The organism is Marinomonas sp. HM11-D (assembly GCF_057626615.1).
Genome location: NZ_JBMMKT010000006.1, coordinates 30,800 through 49,037, shown reverse-complemented (window position 1 = coordinate 49,037; position 18,238 = coordinate 30,800). Strand labels below are relative to the sequence as shown.

Here is an 18,238-nt window from a genome sequence, read left to right as displayed (position 1 = left end):
AGGTATAATCGCCCGAACACTAAATAACCAGTGACCTAACATGGCCAAAACATTCAAAATTCTCTTCGTTCTTGCGTTACTCGGTGCCTTGGCGGCGGCCGGCATCACCTATGCCGTCTACCAGCAGGTGAAGGACAGCATTCCGACTAAGGAAGAAATGAAAGCCATCGAACTACAGATTCCGCTGCGCATCTATACTCGAGATGAGCAGCTGATCGGCGAGTTTGGTGAGCAGCGCCGCACGCCGATTCGTTACGAAGACATTCCGTTGGATCTTGAAAATGCCGTGTTGGCCGCGGAAGACAGTAACTTCTATCACCATCCTGGGGTGGATGTGATGGGCCTATTACGCGCCGCTTACCAGTTGGTCACCACGGGTGAAATCCAAAGTGGTGGTAGTACCATCACCATGCAGGTAGCACGTAACTACTTCCTGTCCTTTGAGCAAACTTTCATGCGTAAATTCACTGAGATCTTTATCTCTTTGAAAATGGAACAAGAGCTGACCAAGCATGAAATCCTTGAACTCTACATGAACAAGATTTACCTCGGTAAACGTGCCTACGGTTTTGATGCGGCGGCACAAGTTTACTACGGTAAACATCTAAGTGAGTTGACGCTGGCGCAATACGCCATGATTGCCGGCTTGCCGAAAGCCCCATCTCGTTATAACCCTGTGGCCAACCCATCCCGTGCCTTGATCCGTCGTAACTGGATCCTACAGCGTATGTTGAGCCTAGGCATGATTGAGAAACAAGCCTACCAAGCCGCGGTGGAAGCCCCGGTCACGGCGAAAAACTACGGTATTCAAGCCGATGTAGAAGCCAACTATGTGGCAGAGATGGTGCGTCACGAGCTGTATCAAACTTACGGCGACAAGCTCTACAGCGAAGGTCTTGTGGTGTACACCACCATTAACTCAGAGCGTCAACGCAATGCCAACCAAGCGGTTTACGATGGTGTCTTGGATTACGACGAGCGCCACGGCTACCGCGGCACACTCGATACACGCAAAGACCTGCTGGATGAAGATTTAGCGACTCAGCAAGAAGCCCTAGAAAACTTCGATAACGTTCCGAATTGGACCATGGCGCTGGTACTGAAAACCTCAAATGACTCAGCATCACTACGCCTTCAAGATGGCAGTGCTTTTGAACTACCATTCGCCGCCATGAGCTGGGCCGTGCCTTACATTAATGAAAATGCCCATGGCAAAAGACCGGAGAAACCAGCCGATGTCTTGGCGGCTGGTAGCATTATCCAACTTCGTCCTAACCAAGAGACGACTTGGCGCCTAGCACAAACCCCAGCGGTACAAAGTGCCTTAGTGTCGTTAGACAGTAAAGATGGTGCCATTGAATCCTTGGTCGGTGGTTTTAACTTCTTTACCAACAAGTTCAACCGTATTACCCAATCAAAGCGCCAGCCAGGCTCGAACTTTAAGCCATTTATTTACTCAAGCGCCCTATCTAATGGCTACACCGCCGCCAGCGTGATTAACGATGCACCTGTGGTGTTCCATGACAGTAGTTTGGCAAGCGCATGGCGTCCGACCAACGATGGTGGCAAGTTCTATGGTCCAACGCGCCTGCGCGAAGCCTTGTACCGCTCACAAAACGTAGTCTCAGTGCGTTTATTAGATGAAATGGGCATTCGCCCGACCTTGGATTTTGTCGAGCGTTTTGGTTTTGATAAAAATGAGTTGCCGCACAACCTATCTTTGTCGTTAGGTAGTGCCAACTTATCGCCGTTGCAAATCGCCTCCGGCTACTCAGTGTTCTCCAATGGTGGTTATCGTGTACAGCCTTACCTAATCGATCGTATCGAAGATCGTAACGGTGAAGTCATCTTCCAAGCGGAACCTGTGACAGTCTGCAGTGGCTGTACGCTACTGGAAAAAAGCGACGAGAACGCTCCAAGCAAGGGCCTGTTTGATACAACACACGGGGTTGTTGAACTTCCGGTTGCGCCACGCGTATTGGATGATGAAGTGGCCTACATCATGTATGACATCATGCGTGACGTGATTCGCTACGGTACCGGCCGCCGCGCCCAAGTACTCGGACGTGATGACATTGCCGGTAAAACCGGTACCACCAACGATGGCCGTGATGCTTGGTTCTCTGGCTTTAATGGTGAAGTCGTGACCACCGTTTGGACTGGCTTTGACGACATGTCACCGCTCGGTCGCGGTGAATGGGGTGGCTCTGCGTCCTTGCCAACTTGGATCGACTACATGCGCCCAACGCTGACTGGGACAGCGCCGAGCTATGTGCGTAAACCATCGTCTTTGGTAACCGTACGTATCGACCCAAATACAGGCGAACGTGCTTACCCAGGTCAGAAAAACGCCATCTTTGAAATCTTCCGCAAGGACCATGTACCGGCAGCCAATATCGACGCACGCCCAGAATCGGCAGAAGGCAACGGCAATGAAGCAGGCCAAGTCACACCGTCTGCCAACACTGCGCTAGAGAACCTGTTCTAAGCGTCTGAAGCAGACACAAAAAACGCCGCCTTTCTTCAAAGTGCGGCGTTTTTTATGCTTTGTATTTCGCTAAGGCAAAGGCTTTAGAGCAGTTTCTCAGCCAGCTCAGCAAAACCTTCACCGCCTTCAGAATCCGTGATAAAAGCCGGCTGATGCGTTAATACTTCAAGATGCTTAGCGATGTTCGCTACCCCCACACTGAGCGGAAACTGGGCAAACATACTCTCATCATTGGGCGCATCGCCCACATACAGCACTTGTTGTTTCGCCGCTGTGGCTGACACATTGAAAAACTCGCGCAGCACACGTTCGGTCATGGCGTATTTATCCACGCCCGGTTGGCAGACATTAATATGTATCGAAGAGGCTTTGGCATTGAGGCCAAGGCCGATTAAGTCTGCCAGCAAGGCATCTTTTTCCTGCAGCGCTGGTGGTGAGATTTCTTGGGCGTAATCAATCGCTACATCGGTCAAGCGATAGGCTTGATCACGGGTCAGTTTGAGTGCTTTGAAACCCTGTAGACGTGGCTGCAGCAGAGCGAGCAGCTCCGCCTGCTTGGCACGCATGGTCGCTTCATCATCAAAGAAGTGATACGCCACTGAGCGTCCTTCTGGCTTTAAAAACAGCGCACCGCCTTCGCTGATCACACCTGCGACAGGTAATACACGTACCATCATATCTGACCAACCAGCACAGCCTCCGGTCACAGGGATCACCTTAATACCTGCGTTTTCCAACGCTTGCAACGCAGCCAGTGTTGCGGCCGGCAAACGTCCATGCAGCGTCAGGGTGTCATCAAAGTCAGTAAACACATAGCGCACCGCAGCCAGTAACTCTGGCGCCATCCAGCTAAGAGGTTGTGGGCTTTTCTGTGCGGTTTGCTTCATGCTATTCATCCTTAGTCAGCACAATAGACACCCCTTGAGAGGTTAACAGGGCGCGTTGTTCATCGTTAATCTCATCGCTAAACAAGCTTTCCACGCGATCAAAACAGGCCACCCGTGCACTCGCCTTGCGTCCCCATTTATGTTGATCAGCCACCAACAACACATGGCGACTTTGTTCGATTAACACGCGACTTAAATTGGCCTCATCCGGATCAAAATCCAAGATACCAAAGGCCTCGTTCAGACCGCCGCAACCCAGCACACCATAATCGAACACGTATTTGCGCATGCTCTCTAACGCATCAGAGCCCACCAAGTCACAATGGCGATGACGCATCCGTCCCGCCGTTAAACGCACAGGGATATCGGGACGATCGGCAAATAAGGTCGCTACCGTTAGGTTATTGGTAAAAATCTGCAAGGCTTGATGGGACAGTAAGGCCTTAGCAACAAACTCCACTGTAGTACCAATACCGAGAAACACCGATGCGCCATTGGGAATCGCATGGGCGACTTTTTTAGCAATCGCCTGTTTCGCCTCACTGTTCAAGGATTGGCGATTGGAAAAAGACAAGTTTTCCGCAGTCGACACCGGAGCAATGCCCCCATGTTGACGGCGTACCAGATGCATTTCAGCTAGCTGATTAATGTCTTTGCGAATGGTCTGCGAAGAAACGCCAAAGCGCTCTACCATCTCTTCTACCAGCAACAGATCACATTGCTGCACCCAGTTTAAAATATGCGACTGACGCTCGTTTAAACTCAAACTAGGACTCCAACGACATAAATTGATTCGGATCGTCGGTGATCACGGTATCCATGCCCCAATCCCAGTGTTGTGCCACGAGTTCTTGAGCATTGGCGGTATAACATAGCAGTTTATAACCTGCGGCTTTCACCGCGCGGGCTTGTTGCTCGGTTAATGGCAGGTAGTAGCAATTCAAACTGTAAGCCTCAATGGCAGCGAGTTTTTCCTGCCAGTCTGCTGGCACCTCTTCAACTAAATAGCCCAAGGCAATGCTTGGCTGGAGGCGATGACAAACCTGCAATGCGGGGTAATTAAAGCTTGAGATCATCAGCTTTTCAGGCTGTTGCCACTTGGCTTCGAGCATCGCTAAGATCGGTGGCACCACGGTGTCAACATCGGTGCCTTCGTATTTGATCTCAAGGTTCAAACCTAAGCCCAACTCTTGAATGCAATCCAGCGCCTGTTCTAACGTCGGCACAGCTTCGCCACGGAACGATTCGCCAAACCAAGCGCCCGCATCTAGGGATAAGACGGTGTCTAATTCGCTCTGTTCGGTGACGCCAGAACCATTGGTACAACGATCTAAAGTATCGTCATGAAAGATAATCAAACCACCTTGGGCAATCGGATAAACATCGATTTCCACCCACTTCACACCCGTTGCAGCAGCGGCTCGGATTGACGCTAAGGTGTTTTCTGGCGCTAATAAGGCCGCACCACGGTGTCCCATTACTTTGGTTAATTCAATCACGCTTCAATCCTCTTTGTCGTTTGAGCATCAAACAAGTGCCAAGCCTTGCTTGGTAAGGTTAAACCTAATGTTTCACCACCGGCAAAGTGATGATTACCCGATAATCTAACGATAAATGCAGGGCCATTGCCATCTTCAAGATGTAACACTCCGTGAACCAAGGTTTCGGCCCCGAGAGCTTCGACGGCTTTGACGGTAAACGAAACATCCGCTTGCTCAACCGGTGAGATATCCACATGTTCAGGTCGAATACCAAAAATCACCGATTGTGCTGAAACATGTGGACAATCAAGCTGGATATCCACACCTAACTGCAATTTGCCATTTTCAACGCGGCTGGGGATAAGATTCATCGACGGTGAGCCAATAAACTCCGCAACAAAGGTCGATGCCGGACGCTCATACAATTCCATTGGTGTGCCAATTTGCTCTGCATGGCCTTTGTTAAGCACTACCAAGCGATCCGCCAAGGTCATGGCTTCCACTTGATCATGGGTCACATACAAAGTCGTCGTACCCAGCTTGCGTTGCAATTCACGGATTTCCACGCGCATCTGCACACGTAATTTGGCGTCTAGGTTCGACAGCGGTTCATCAAACAAAAATACCTTTGGATCTCGCACCATGGCACGGCCCATAGCCACTCGCTGACGCTGACCACCGGATAACTGCTTCGGCTTGCGAGTCAGCAGCTCTTCAAGCCCCAACATCTGCGCCACCGCATTGACCTTAGTTGCGATCTCCGCTTTCGCCACACCACGGTTTTTCAAACCATAAGCCATGTTGTCATACACCGACATATGTGGATACAGAGCGTAGTTCTGAAACACCATGGCAATATCTCGATCGGCCGGTTCTTTGTTATTGACCTGATCGCCTTTGATTAAAAGATCGCCTTGGCTAATGCTTTCTAAGCCCGCCACCATACGTAGCAAGGTAGATTTGCCACAACCAGAGGGGCCCACCAAAACAATAAACTCCCCTTCTTCAATAGTCAGGTCGATGTTCGGAATCGCTTGGTAGCCGTTGGCATAGGTTTTACCGATATTATTAAGTACTAAATCTGACATTTTATTTCTCCGCGTCCACCAAACCTTTGACGAATAACTTCTGCATACCGATCACCACCAACACCGGCGGGATCATCGCCAATAAGGTCGACACCATGACTTGGTTCCAAGCGATATCGCCATCGGATACCGACAACATACGTTTTACGCTCATGACCAAGGTGTAATAAGCATCATCCGTGGTCACGATCAGTGGCCACAAATACTGGTTCCAACCGTAAATAAACAGGATCACAAACAGCGCCGCGATATTAGTGCGCGACAGTGGCAGTAAAATATCGAAGAAGAAACGAATCGGGCCTGCCCCATCAATGCGCGCCGCTTCGACTAGTTCACCTGGGATACTCATAAAGCACTGACGAAATAGGAAGGTCGCCGTGGCACTGGCAATCAAAGGTAGGGTTAAACCTGTATAGCTGTTGAGCAAATCAAGGTTCGCTACTACCTCATAAGTCGGCACAATGCGTACTTCGACTGGCAGCATCAGAGTAAAGAAAATCACCCAAAACGCCGCGCCACGAAACGGAAAGCGGAAGAAGACAATGGCATAGGCTGACAACAAAGAAATAGCGATTTTGCCAAAGGTAATCCCCAGCGCCATGATCAAGGAGTTCAACGTCATACGCAGCAAATCAGATGCTTGCCCCTCTTTGCCAATCAACACCTGTTGCCAATTTGCCCACGCCTGATCGCCAAACCACATGGGAATGGAACCCGCACCAAACGCACTGGCCGGATGAGTTGAAGCGACTAGCGCCACCCACACCGGCAAAGCCACCAAGAGCACGCCAAGCACCAATACAAGATGACTGAAAACAGTCAGCCAAGGACGATTTTCAATCATTAGTACTGCACCTTACGCTCAATGTAGCGGAACTGAATCACCGTCATCAGACCCACGATCGCCATTAACACCACCGACTGGGCCGCCGAGCTACCTAGGTCTAAGCCCACAAAACCATCGTTAAAAACCTTGTACACCATGGTCGTGGTACTTTGTCCAGGACCCCCTTGAGTGGTCGCATCGATCACGCCAAAAGTTTCAAAGAAGGCGTATACCAAGTTCACCACTAATAAGAAGAAGGTGGTGGGCGATAACAAAGGAAAGATAATGTCCCAGAAGCGTTTGCCTGGCCCTGCGCCATCAATCGCCGCTGCTTCAATTAAAGAGCGCGGAATGGCCTGCAGCCCTGCCAAGAAGAATAGAAAGTTATAGCTAATTTGTTTCCAAGTCGCGGAAATCACCACCAAGATCATCGCTTGATCGCCATTGACGAAGTGGTTCCAATCGATGCCCATGGCATCCAACGCAAGTGCCACGGGTCCCATGCTCGGATCGAATAAAATCCACCACAACACACCCGCCAAGGCAGGGGCAACCGCGTAAGGCCAAATCAATAAAGTCTGGTACACCATGGCGCCACGAATCACGCGATCCGCCATGACAGCCAACCAAAGCGCGACTGCTAAGCCTAAAAAGGCCACCGAAAAGCTAAAGATCATGGTGGTCAGTAGCGAGGCGTAATACTCAGGGCTGGTAAATAATTCTGTGAAGTTATCCAAGCCGACAAAATCACGGCTTAGACCAAAGGCGTCCTCTTGATAAAACGCCTGTTCGACCGCTTGTCCAGCGGGCCAAAGAAAGAAAATAGCGGTTACCAACAACTGTGGTAACAGCAATAAATAGGGCAAAAACTTTTGCGGGAAATACACCGACATAACAGGCTCTTTCGATCATTCAACGGCACGTCACTAAAAAAGCCTCCCCGCGAACGGGGAGGCACCCTCACTAGGAGGAAGTGATGATCGGATTAGTGGTTCGCTTTCTCGAACTTACGTAGCAGCGCGTTACCACGCTCAACCGCTGTGTCTAGCGCGACTTGAGCCGTTTTATCACCTGCCCAAACCGCCTCTAGCTCTTCGTTGATGATGTCACGGATTTGTACGAAGTTACCTAGACGCAGACCTTTTGAGTTATCGGTTGGCGCCACTGATGTCATTTGTTTCACAGCAACGTCGGTACCAGGATTAGCGTCATAGAAACCTTGTTGTTTGGTTAATTCGTAGGCTGCTGTGGTGATTGGCAAGTAACCCGAGAATTGGTGCCAGTCCGCTTGCACCTCAGCGCTCGAGAGGAAGCTTAGGAAATGAGACACCGCTTGGTATTCAGCCTGGCTCTTACCTTGCAGTACCCACAAAGACGCGCCACCGATTATGGTATTTTGTGGCGCCTTGATCACATCGCTGTTGTACGGTAGCTCAGATACACCAAAGTCGAATTTAGCGTTACGCTTCACACCCGCGTAGCCTGCCGAAGACTCCATATGCATGGCACATTCTTGGCTGTAGAACTTAGATGCGGAATCACTGCGACGACCGCCGTAGCTAAAGATGCCGTTTTGCTGCCATTCACTCATTTTCTCAATGTGCGCCACTTGTGCTGGGCCGTTGAACGTAAGCTCAGTCTCCATGCCAGCAAAGCCGTTCGCTTGAGAGGCAAAAGGAAGGTTATGGCGGGCACTGAAGTTTTCTAGCTGTACCCATGATTGCCAAGAGGTGGTGAAACCACATTGCACACCGCTGTCGAGTAGTTTTTGTGACACGGTTTCCACTTCTTGCCATGTTTTCGGCGCGCTCACACCGGCTTTCGCGAACAACTCTTTGTTGTAGTACAACACTGGCGTGGAACTGTTGAATGGCATCGACAGCATGTTGCCATCTTTGTCGGTGTAGTAACCGGTGACGGCACTTAGGTAATCGTTTTGATTGAATGGCTGCTTCGTATCCGCCATCAATTTGTAGACAGGGTAAACGGCCCCTTCGGCGGCCATCATGCTCGCGGTACCCACTTCAAACACTTGCACGATCGCTGGCTGTTGCTTAGCACGGAACGCCGCAATCGCTGAGGTCATGGTCTCTGTGTAGTTACCTTTGAACACAGGTTTCACTTCATAGTCACTTTGAGAAGCGTTAAACGCGGCGGCGATCTCATCTACTTTCTCACCGTTGGCACCACCCATAGCGTGCCACCACTCGATTTGTGTTGCTGATAAAGCTGACCCTGATGCCGCAAGACCTGCGACCATAGACACTAAAGCTAACTTACGCATGGAGCGTTCCCTCGTATCGAAACCAATAAAATAAAACGGTTAAAAATCATCAAACGAGGGATAAAGTACGCTTCTTTTGTTTCACTTTAGTGATGCTTTTCTTTCAAATGAAACAGACATAGTTTCGTTTATTAGGCAAACTTGGAACGAAACACAAAGTAGACCGCACCGATGAGACATAATCCAGCCCACAAATAATCCAGTTTTAGATTCTCTTTAAGATAGAAAACTGAGAAGGGCACAAACACCAATAAGGTAATCACTTCCTGCATGATTTTCAGCTGCCCCACATTGAGTGCCGTGAAACCAATGCGGTTGGCAGGCACTTGTAGCAGGTATTCAAACAAGGCAATACCCCAGCTCACTAAGGCAGCGATGATCCAAGGCTTATTATTAAGTTCTTTAAGATGGGCATACCAAGCAAAGGTCATAAAGACATTGCTGCAGATTAATAAACTGATGCTGATTAGGATTGGATTCATGAAGTGCCGCCCATCAAAGGAAAGATGGGCGGATCATAAGCGGGCTTAAGATGATTGACTAGCGTCTCGTAAAATCGCCTCAATTTCTGCTTTTTTAGCCCGTGATTTGAAGAAGTTCGCCATCACAGACGCCGCAGTAATACCGATCAGCGCCGACAGCATATCGTCATTGCCAAAGCTGACAATAAAGCTGTAGATCAGTAGCGCACTCCCCAGCAAAAGAATCAGTGGCTGATAAGACAGCTTTAGCTCACCGGTCTTTTCATTCTGAACAATGGTCACCCCATAAAATGAACCAATCGAGCCGACGTAGATTCGTCGAGGAAAGCGCTTGAGTTTGGCGGGATAACCTTTTTGTTCTAATAATTCAGTAACTTGCTCTAATGTCATCATGGTTAATTCTTCGATTGCACACCGCCTGTCACAGCGATACGCATGGCTTCTTCCATGGAAATATCCAGCGGCGTGAGCTTTTCACGTGAAACATACACCGTCATACCACCAATCTGGTAACTCAAGGGTAAGTACACCCCCACTAGGTCTTTTTCGCCAAATAAGCGCTGTCCCATTTTCTCACCGGTGACAAAACCAATCAGCTGCATGCCTTGGATCTCAAGGGTGACAACACTTTGCTTGCCGGTTTTGTTGGACAGACTGAAAACCGTCATCATGTCCGTCAACGCCCCATAAATGGACTTTACCAGGGGGATCTGTTCAAACAGGCTTTGGCTTAGCTTCATTAGGTAACGAATACCATAAAAGTTCACTACCAAACCGACGATCGCCAGCAGCAACAGGCTGGTTAAGACGCCCATTCCAACAAAGTAGTCCTGCTCAGGCCAGACGAGTAGCACCAACGGGCGCGCTAATTCTTCCGCCGTGGTAAACAGCCAGTATAAAAAGTACACCGTTAGGCCGATCGGCACGACCGCGACCAAGCCCTTTAAAATCATGGAAATCAGTTTGTTCATTGCATTCTCCAATAGGATATTTAGAGCATACAAAAGCCGTTCCAACTTAGATAGCCGAGGACCACGTAAAAGCTCAGTAAAAGCCATGCAAAGCGGCACACTTGTTGCCTGAAGGCTGGCTGGTTACTCTTAAGCAATACAAGCAAAGTTTATGGAGTTCAGCATGAAGTTAAATTGTGACATGGGGGAAGCGTTTGGCGCTTGGACAATGGGCTTAGACGAAGACATTATGCCGTTTGTCGATCAAGCCAACATTGCCTGTGGCTTTCACGCTTCTGACCCACTCACCATGAGCAAAACAGTGGCGTTGGCCAAGCAGCACAATGTCACCATTGGTGCTCACCCCGCCTACCCAGACTTGGTTGGCTTTGGCCGCCGTAATATGGACATCGCGCCAAATGAACTCAAAGCCATTATCCAATACCAAATTGGCGCGCTGCAGGGCATTTGCCAAGCCCACGCGACCAAAGTTACCTACGTCAAACCTCATGGAGCTTTGTACAACACCATGATGGCCAATTTCACGGTCTTAGAAAGCGTCATGCAAGCCGTCAGTGAGATCGATAACTCATTGATTTTAATGGTGATGGCGATTCCTGAAGCAGATCAAGTGAAAGCCCTAGCCAAGAAATATCAGCTAGAACTTTGGTTTGAAGCTTTTTCCGATCGTTTGTACACCGACGACGGCCGTTTAACACCCCGAAAACAAGCTAATGCCGTACATAAGAGCTTTGATCTGATCGAGCAACAGGTGGTGCAATTAAGCGAGCACGGCTCACTGATTACTGAGTCGGGCAAAGCCTTAACGGTGCACGCGGATACCATCTGTGTGCATGGCGATGGCGACCATGCCGTGGAAGCAGTGCAGCGCCTTCGCGCATTGGTGGGAAATCGTTCACATGCATAAAGCATTAATCTATCCCCCGCAGATGGAATTGGTCAGTGATCACGCCTGCTTGCTGACCTTTTCCGAATCTATTAACGATGCAGCTGCAGACGTCATCGCCTTAGTGACCAAAGCCCTGCGCAATTGTGAGGGCATCATTGATCTGGTGCCGTCGTACACCACCTTATTGGTGATTTTCGACACCGACCATTACGACCGTTTTAAGATTACTAATAAAATCAAAACCTTATCCGCCAGCATCGATCTTCAATCAATTACCGAAACGGAACGCCGCGAAGTGGTGATTCCGGTTTACTACGATCCTGAAGTAGGCCCTGATCTGGAGGAAGTGGCGAAGCACTGCGGCTTAACCGTCGCTGAGGTGATCAAGCTACACAGTGAAACAAGTTATCGCGCCTTTGCCATTGGTTTCTCCCCAGGCTTTGCCTTTTTGGGCAACACTCCAGAAGCCCTACGTATGCCTCGAAAAACCACGCCACGCTTAAAAGTGCCGTTAGGCAGTGTCGCCATTGCTGAGCAACAAACCGCCGTCTACCCGAGCGTCACCCCAGGCGGTTGGCAAATTCTCGGACGTACGCCAGTGCAGCTGGTGGATTGGCAAAGTGACAGCTTAGCCTTAATTGAAGTGGGCGATACAGTGCGCTTTGCGCCCATCTCAAGGGAAGAATTTATTGCCCAAGGAGGTCAGTTAGATGGCTTTTAAAGTGCTTAAGCCAGGTATGCTGGCCTTGTTACAAGATCTTGGCCGCCATGGCTACCAGCATCTTGGCGTGACCACCGGTGGGCCGATGGATGAGCTAGCGTTTCGTTGGGGCAATGCCCTACTCGATAACGACAGCCATGCCGCACAAATCGAAATTACATTTGGTATGTTTGCGCTGGAGGCACAAGCCAACACAAGCATCGCCATTACCGGTGCCGATTTGGGTGCCACCATAAATGGCAAAGTGGTTATTCCTTGGCAAACTTATCCGATTAAAATGGGAGATGTGCTGGCGTTTCATCAGCCAAAAATTGGCTTACGAGCTTACTTGGCGGTCAAAGGCGGCTTCTTGGTCAAACCGGTATTAGGCAGTGTCGCCACGGTGATGCGTGAGAAACTTGGCGGCTTGAGCGGCAAAGGTGACAAACTTAGCCAAGGTGATCAGCTCCCCTTTCACGCCACCACCCAGCATACACAACGCTCGGTACCGCGCTTAGCCATCCCCAACTATGAGCAAGAGGAGATTGATGTCGTCACCGGTTATCAGTTTAAACATTTCTCTGGCCTTGATCGGGCGCGTTTTTTCAGTAGTACTTATCGCCTCAGTCAGCACTGCGATCGCATGGGCTATCGTCTAGAAGGCCAAGCGGTGGGACAGGATCAAAAAGGCATTATCTCGGAAGGCATTGCCTATGGCGCTATCCAAGTGCCCAGCGATGGCCAACCGATTGTGCTGTTACGCGATCGTCAGACCATTGGTGGTTACCCGAAAATTGGCTGCGTCACCAGCTTTGCTGGGGCCTTGTTGTCCCAGAAAACACCGGGCGACAGCATCGGATTTCGCTACCTCAGCGTCGACCAAGCGGAGCGTGAGCGGCATTTACAAATGGCACGCATCCATCAATGGCGCTAAAGCGCCATTGTTTTCTAGAGCAAGGTTACACTCAGTGACACTTCTACAGCCGCAGTTTACATGAATTTCCTCTAAACTAATCGATAACTTAATGCTGACATGGCGTATCTGATGCGCACATATTGAGGTGTTATCAACCAATTGTTTAGGGTGTTTGTCGTGCATCGACCTAATGTAGTCATCAGTACATTTGTGATGAATTGTCTCCTTCTGCTGTCTGTGATCAGTCATGCCGAAGAGCTACGCTTTGGTTTTACTGGGCCTATGTCGGGGCCTAGTGCCAAGCTCGGTGAGGAATTGGTGCAAGGTATTGAACTAGGGTTTGCCCGCATCAACGCAAGCCAGCAACTGCCTTATCAGCTGGCACTAGTGGCCAAAGACGATGGCTATGAGCCAAAGCATACCGCCCCCTTGATTCGTCAAATGATCGAGCAAGATCACATTGTTGGCTTGATCAGCAGCGTGGGTACACCAACCATTGTCAGTGCCATCCCGACGTTGCAGCAATTCCAAATCCCGCTGATCTCGCCCATCAGTGGCAGCAGCGCCCTCAAGCAAGACGGCATCAGTTCACTGATTTTTACCCAACGCGCCAGTTATCATGATGAAGCCAAACTGTTGGCCAAAACCGTGGTCGAACAGTTCGGCATTAAGCCCAATGACATGGCGGTGTATGTACAGAAAGACAGCTATGGTGAAGGCACTATGCGTAGCCTCACGGAGGCATTACAGTCCTATGGTTTGGATAGCTCGAATGATATTTTTAAGCTCTACTATGCGCGCAACCAACCTTCCGCAGAGGAGGCTGTGGCGAAGATCTTAGCTCAAACGAAACAGCCTAAAGCCATTTTCCTGATTAGCACTTACCCCGCTGCTGCTGAGTTAATTACTTTACTGCATCAAGTGGGCGTTAAGCCCTTGTTCGCAACCTTTTCATTTGTCAGCCACGACTCCTTGATTGAGCAAGTACGCGACACCGATGCGCAAATTCTTTCCACCTTAGTCAGACCCTGTATGGATCAGCAGCGTTATCTGGAGGTCAAAGAGTTTTTTGAAGATGTGATGCAGTACGGCAATCTCGAAACCACCTCTCCGATGGAATTAGAAGGCTACCTCGCGGCGCGCTATGTGGAAGCCGCGTTGCTCACTCAGGCAAGCGACAAAGCCCCCAGTAGAGCAGAGTTCTTAGCTTTACTTCGCCAGTATGAGCAATCACTCCAAGCTCAAGACACGTCACTGGAAATTTCCAGTGAATTAGAGCATTCTAAATATCCTATATGGTTAGAACTTCAAGATTTAAAGCATAAACACAGTTACTGCGGCAGCTCTCTCTCCCCTGAATTTCAACGAGGTAGCCTATGAGTAAGATGGGGCAGTTCCAATCGTCAATCTCACCACTGGTATGGCTCATGGCCATCTTTAGCCTGTTGGCAATTGTGATTGGTGCTTCCAACTTATCTCACACCGCGAATGATCTTAAACAGCAACAAACCGATATTCGTAGCCAACAAGCCACCATGGTTGGCGCGATATCAGAACTGCGCGAAGTCGTCCCAACGCTGCGCAATCGTCTGCGAGAGGCCTTGGACCAAGACGTCAATGCCGCCTACCTAGATCAAGATTTAATGTCGCGCTTTGAAAGTGCCGCCGATGCGCTGGAACAAGCCTCCCGCCAAGACTCCGACCTAATTGGATTAGGCGACGCAGTGCGAGTCAAAAGCCATCACATCTACAACCTGACTGACAAGGTCGATGCTTGGTACAAAGCCCGAGAAGCCTTTACTACTCAATCAGAACGCAATGACCTAATGCGTAATGCGTTGGTCTCTGTGGACGTACTTACTGGTCAATTACGCGCACTCAGCAGCCGTCATCGCCTACAAGAAGGCGTGCTCCTGTTTCAATACCGTAGCGCTCCCGAGGCTGAAAAACGCGACTTAAGCGAACGCTATATGATGTTGCGTGCCAGCGCGATTGAAAGTTCGCTTTCCACAGCATTAGAAGACATGCTGCAATTAGAGTTGGCCATTAATAGCCTGCCACTAACAAACAGCCAGGCTCAGCTAGCTGACCTGCTGAACAATCGAATTTCTCCGACATTTGAACGCCTTGATTACGCCATTGCCCAGACCAAGGCCCAATTTCCCGACGCCAACAACCGCCTGACGGCAGAGTCCGACAAGCTAAAACGCATACTCTATGGCACGGGTTATTACTATAACGAGCTGAATGTGATTGAACTGGGCTCAGCAGGTCTGTTCCATGAACACTTTGCGCTAATGACCATCAATGATCAGCGCAACGTGATCAATAGTGAAATTGAAGCCATTTTTTCCCCACTATCACGCTTACTCGATAACATCAGTCAAGCTGTGCAAAATGAAACGCACCAACTCGACCAACTGATTGAGCAGGAGCTGTCCCGTCTTAGTAAGGCGATCATCTGGGTCAGTGTCATCACTGGAGCGATTATTTTGCTCCTGGCGTGGGCCATTTCAAAACGGGTGAAACGTCAGCTAAATACGCTTTTAGAGAGTGAAGACCGCTTCCGTTCAATGTTTGAATCGTCACCGGATCCGGCTTGGATCTTGCGTCAAGGAGCCATTATTGAATGCAATGAGGCTGCCGCCAGCGTACTGGGTTACCCCTCTTGCGAACAGCTTCTGCAGGTCAACATGAGTGATCTGTCGCCCCTTGCCCAATCCGGTGATCCATCTAACAGTCAGTTGTCGATTCTCTTTGAGCAGACCGAAGCGCAAGGTCACTCCTATCAAGAATGGGTGTTTAAAGCCTATAACAACGAGCTGATTTACGCCGATCTGACCATGATTGCCGTGGTGTTAGACGATGAACCCGCGATTATCTGTACGTGGCGTGACATCTCCGAACGACATAAGTACCAACTCTCTCTGCAACACTACAAACAAGAGTTGGAACAAGAAATTGCCACACAAACTCAAGAACTGATTGTGGCGAAAGAAAACGCCGAACAGGCCAACCAAGCTAAGAGTAACTTTTTGGCCAATATGAGCCATGAGATACGCACGCCCATGAACTCCATTATTGGTATGTCTTATCTCGCCTTACAAACGGATCTGGATGAGCGCCAACGCAACTATATTCAGAAAGTACGTCATTCAGCGGAATCGCTACTGGCCATCATTAACGACATCCTCGACTTTTCTAAGATTGAAGCCGGTAAGGTGGAACTCGAAAGAGCGCCCTTCTATTTGCAAGATGTACTCAATGAAATTGCTAATCTGCTGACCATCAAGGTGGAAGAGCGTGACCTAGAACTGGTGTTTGATATCGATGAAAACTTGCCACAGGTATTTCTAGGGGATGCCACACGCTTACGCCAAGTACTGCTGAACCTTGGTAATAACGCGCTAAAATTCACACAACAGGGTGAAGTGGTGATCAAGGCTCGCTACAAGCAACACAGCGCTGATCGCATGGAAGTGATCTTTTCTGTGTCGGACACTGGCATTGGCATTAGCAAAGAAAACCAGAAGCATCTATTTCGTTCTTTCTCGCAAGCAGACTCCTCTACCACGCGCCGTTTTGGCGGTACTGGGCTGGGCTTAGCAATTTCCAAACAATTAGTCGAACTGATGGGCGGTCGCATCTGGCTTGAAAGTGAAGAAGGACTAGGCAGTACCTTCCATTTTTCTGTGGTGCTAGAACGTGTTGAAGATGAAATACCACATAGCTACTGGTCTTCCTCATTAAACATTTCCAATGTGCTGATTGTCGATGACAACGACAGCGCGCGCGAAGTGTTAAAAGCCAATATTCAAGCGTTAGGCCTTAATTGCCATATGGCCAGCAATGGCTTCGATGCCTTGGACATGATTCAGCGCGCCGATCAGTTACACCAACCTTATGAACTGCTACTGGTGGACTGGAAAATGCCTGAGTTAAATGGCGTGGAAACCTGCCGCCAAATCATTGCAAGTTCACCGCACAAATACCCGACTATGATTATGGTTACCGCTTACGATCTGGACAAGGTTAAAGAAGCAGCCCAAGGCATCGATATTGCGGGCTTCCTAACCAAGCCTATTACCATATCGAGCTTATTCGACACCATTGCCAACAGCCATGGCACAAATGGTTTAAGTCCCTCTAAAAGCGACGATAGCGAGCCTCTGGCACAGAATTACGCCAACCTCTTTGGCGCCACGGTTTTATTGGTCGAAGACAATGAGATTAACCGTGAGTTGGCCATCGAGTTACTCACGCAGCAGGGCATGCACGTTGTGATCGCCGTCAATGGCGAGGAAGCCCTTAAACAAATCGAAGAAAATGACTTTGATCTGGTATTAATGGATTGCCAGATGCCGGTCATGGACGGCTACCAAGCGACCCAGAAAATTCGTCAGATGCCACAATATGCCGATTTGCCGATTATTGCGATGACCGCCAATGTACTGACTCAAGATATTGATCGAGCCATGCGCGCGGGCATGAATGATCACATTGCCAAGCCGATTCAGATCGAGCAAATGTTCGCTACGTTAGAACATTGGATGCCAGACCAGAAATGTCAGCCACAACAGACCCGCGCATCATCCGTCAGCATCGATCAAGCTACTGGCAGCGCGGCAATAACGCTTCCAGACATGGTCCAGATGAATACCAGTATTGGCCTGCATCACACCCAAGGTGCGGCCTTATATAGCCGTTTATTGGATCGTTTTTTAAGTACTCATAAAGACTTCGAGAGCACCCTGAAAGCCGTGTTGGAAGCTAAACACTATGAGGAAGCGACTCGTCTGGTACACACATTAAAAGGCACTTGTGGCACTTTGGGGATGACACACCTAGCGAAACTCGCCGCCACCTTGGAGAAGCAACTTGAGCAACAGACATACTTAGCCTCAACCACCAGTGAGCTAGTTGAAGAATTACAGACTATTCTAGAAGGGTTGGATACTTGGCAAGGCCGTCGCACGAATCACATCGTCGAACAACAGGTAGCGCCACTAAGTGCAACAGAAATACGTCAGCAGTTAACCACACTGCTAGAGTATCTTGAACAGAACTTATCAGAGGCAAGCGACATCGCAGAGCAGCTCGCACCTCATTTCCAAAACACCGAACAACAGGCGTTAATGAACGCTCTAAATACTGCCATTGGTTTGTACGATTATGATAGCGCAATTGAACATGCCAAGAGTTTGTTGGCTCGCATTACGGATTAAA

The 18,238-nt window shown here is 49.4% G+C and carries 16 protein-coding genes; 6 read left to right on the top strand and 10 right to left on the bottom strand.

Annotation, left to right across the window (positions count from 1 at the left end):
• The first annotated feature begins 40 nt into the window (after window positions 1-40).
• Window positions 41-2,488: a penicillin-binding protein 1A gene (locus tag ACOSVP_RS10570; protein ID WP_487347468.1), complete on the top strand. Its 2,448-nt coding sequence runs from the start codon at window positions 41-43 to the stop codon at window positions 2,486-2,488.
• Window positions 2,489-2,571: 83 nt separating this feature from the next.
• On the opposite strand, the gene ACOSVP_RS10565 is transcribed toward ACOSVP_RS10570, so the two are convergent.
• The 10 genes from ACOSVP_RS10565 to ACOSVP_RS10520 all read right to left on the bottom strand — a co-directional run bounded on the left by ACOSVP_RS10565 (window position 2,572) and on the right by ACOSVP_RS10520 (window position 10,507).
• Window positions 2,572-3,375 (bottom strand): HAD-IIB family hydrolase, encoded by an 804-nt coding sequence (locus ACOSVP_RS10565; protein ID WP_487347467.1) that lies wholly within the window; start codon window positions 3,373-3,375, stop codon window positions 2,572-2,574.
• Window position 3,376: 1 nt separating this feature from the next.
• Window positions 3,377-4,141: a DeoR/GlpR family DNA-binding transcription regulator gene (locus ACOSVP_RS10560; protein ID WP_487347466.1), complete on the bottom strand. Its 765-nt coding sequence runs from the start codon at window positions 4,139-4,141 to the stop codon at window positions 3,377-3,379.
• Between the two features lies 1 nt (window position 4,142).
• Complete coding sequence (locus ACOSVP_RS10555) at window positions 4,143-4,874, bottom strand: glycerophosphoryl diester phosphodiesterase (protein ID WP_487347465.1); 732 nt, start codon at window positions 4,872-4,874, stop codon at window positions 4,143-4,145.
• Window positions 4,871-5,944, bottom strand: coding sequence for a sn-glycerol-3-phosphate import ATP-binding protein UgpC (locus ACOSVP_RS10550; protein ID WP_487347464.1), 1,074 nt, complete (start codon window positions 5,942-5,944; stop codon window positions 4,871-4,873). The genes ACOSVP_RS10555 and ACOSVP_RS10550 overlap by 4 nt, the downstream gene beginning before the upstream one ends.
• Before the next feature lies 1 nt (window position 5,945).
• Window positions 5,946-6,788 (bottom strand): sn-glycerol-3-phosphate ABC transporter permease UgpE, encoded by an 843-nt coding sequence (gene ugpE / locus ACOSVP_RS10545; RefSeq protein ID WP_487347463.1) that lies wholly within the window; start codon window positions 6,786-6,788, stop codon window positions 5,946-5,948.
• Window positions 6,788-7,663 carry a sn-glycerol-3-phosphate ABC transporter permease UgpA gene (gene ugpA, locus ACOSVP_RS10540; RefSeq protein WP_487347462.1) on the bottom strand — a complete coding sequence of 292 codons (876 nt, stop codon included), beginning with the start codon at window positions 7,661-7,663 and terminating at the stop codon, window positions 6,788-6,790. The genes ugpE and ugpA overlap by 1 nt, the downstream gene beginning before the upstream one ends.
• A 92-nt stretch (window positions 7,664-7,755) precedes the next feature.
• Complete coding sequence (ugpB, locus tag ACOSVP_RS10535; protein WP_487347461.1) at window positions 7,756-9,054, bottom strand: sn-glycerol-3-phosphate ABC transporter substrate-binding protein UgpB; 1,299 nt, start codon at window positions 9,052-9,054, stop codon at window positions 7,756-7,758.
• Window positions 9,055-9,185: 131 nt separating this feature from the next.
• Window positions 9,186-9,536, bottom strand: a complete 351-nt coding sequence (locus ACOSVP_RS10530) for a DMT family protein (RefSeq protein WP_487347460.1) — start codon at window positions 9,534-9,536, stop codon at window positions 9,186-9,188.
• A gap of 45 nt (window positions 9,537-9,581) precedes the next feature.
• Window positions 9,582-9,929, bottom strand: coding sequence for a hypothetical protein (locus ACOSVP_RS10525; RefSeq protein ID WP_487347459.1), 348 nt, complete (start codon window positions 9,927-9,929; stop codon window positions 9,582-9,584).
• A gap of 2 nt (window positions 9,930-9,931) precedes the next feature.
• A complete protein-coding gene (locus tag ACOSVP_RS10520) occupies window positions 9,932-10,507 on the bottom strand; it encodes a DUF502 domain-containing protein (RefSeq protein WP_487347458.1) in 576 nt (191 codons plus the stop codon).
• Between the two features lie 163 nt (window positions 10,508-10,670).
• Here ACOSVP_RS10520 and ACOSVP_RS10515 point away from each other — a divergent pair, with 163 nt between their 5' ends.
• The 5 genes from ACOSVP_RS10515 (at window position 10,671) to ACOSVP_RS10495 (ending at window position 18,237) form a co-directional block, all read left to right on the top strand.
• Window positions 10,671-11,414 carry a 5-oxoprolinase subunit PxpA gene (locus ACOSVP_RS10515; RefSeq protein ID WP_487347457.1) on the top strand — a complete coding sequence of 248 codons (744 nt, stop codon included), beginning with the start codon at window positions 10,671-10,673 and terminating at the stop codon, window positions 11,412-11,414.
• Complete coding sequence (pxpB, locus tag ACOSVP_RS10510) at window positions 11,407-12,117, top strand: 5-oxoprolinase subunit PxpB (RefSeq protein WP_487347456.1); 711 nt, start codon at window positions 11,407-11,409, stop codon at window positions 12,115-12,117. Before ACOSVP_RS10515 ends, pxpB begins: the two co-directional genes overlap by 8 nt.
• Window positions 12,107-13,030, top strand: coding sequence for a 5-oxoprolinase subunit C family protein (locus ACOSVP_RS10505; protein ID WP_487347455.1), 924 nt, complete (start codon window positions 12,107-12,109; stop codon window positions 13,028-13,030). The genes pxpB and ACOSVP_RS10505 overlap by 11 nt, the downstream gene beginning before the upstream one ends.
• 159 nt (window positions 13,031-13,189) lie before the next feature.
• Window positions 13,190-14,392, top strand: coding sequence for an ABC transporter substrate-binding protein (locus ACOSVP_RS10500; RefSeq protein ID WP_487347454.1), 1,203 nt, complete (start codon window positions 13,190-13,192; stop codon window positions 14,390-14,392).
• Entirely contained in the window at window positions 14,389-18,237 is a 3,849-nt protein-coding gene (locus tag ACOSVP_RS10495; RefSeq protein WP_487347453.1) for a response regulator, read from the top strand. The genes ACOSVP_RS10500 and ACOSVP_RS10495 overlap by 4 nt, the downstream gene beginning before the upstream one ends.
• Window position 18,238 lies beyond the last annotated feature (1 nt).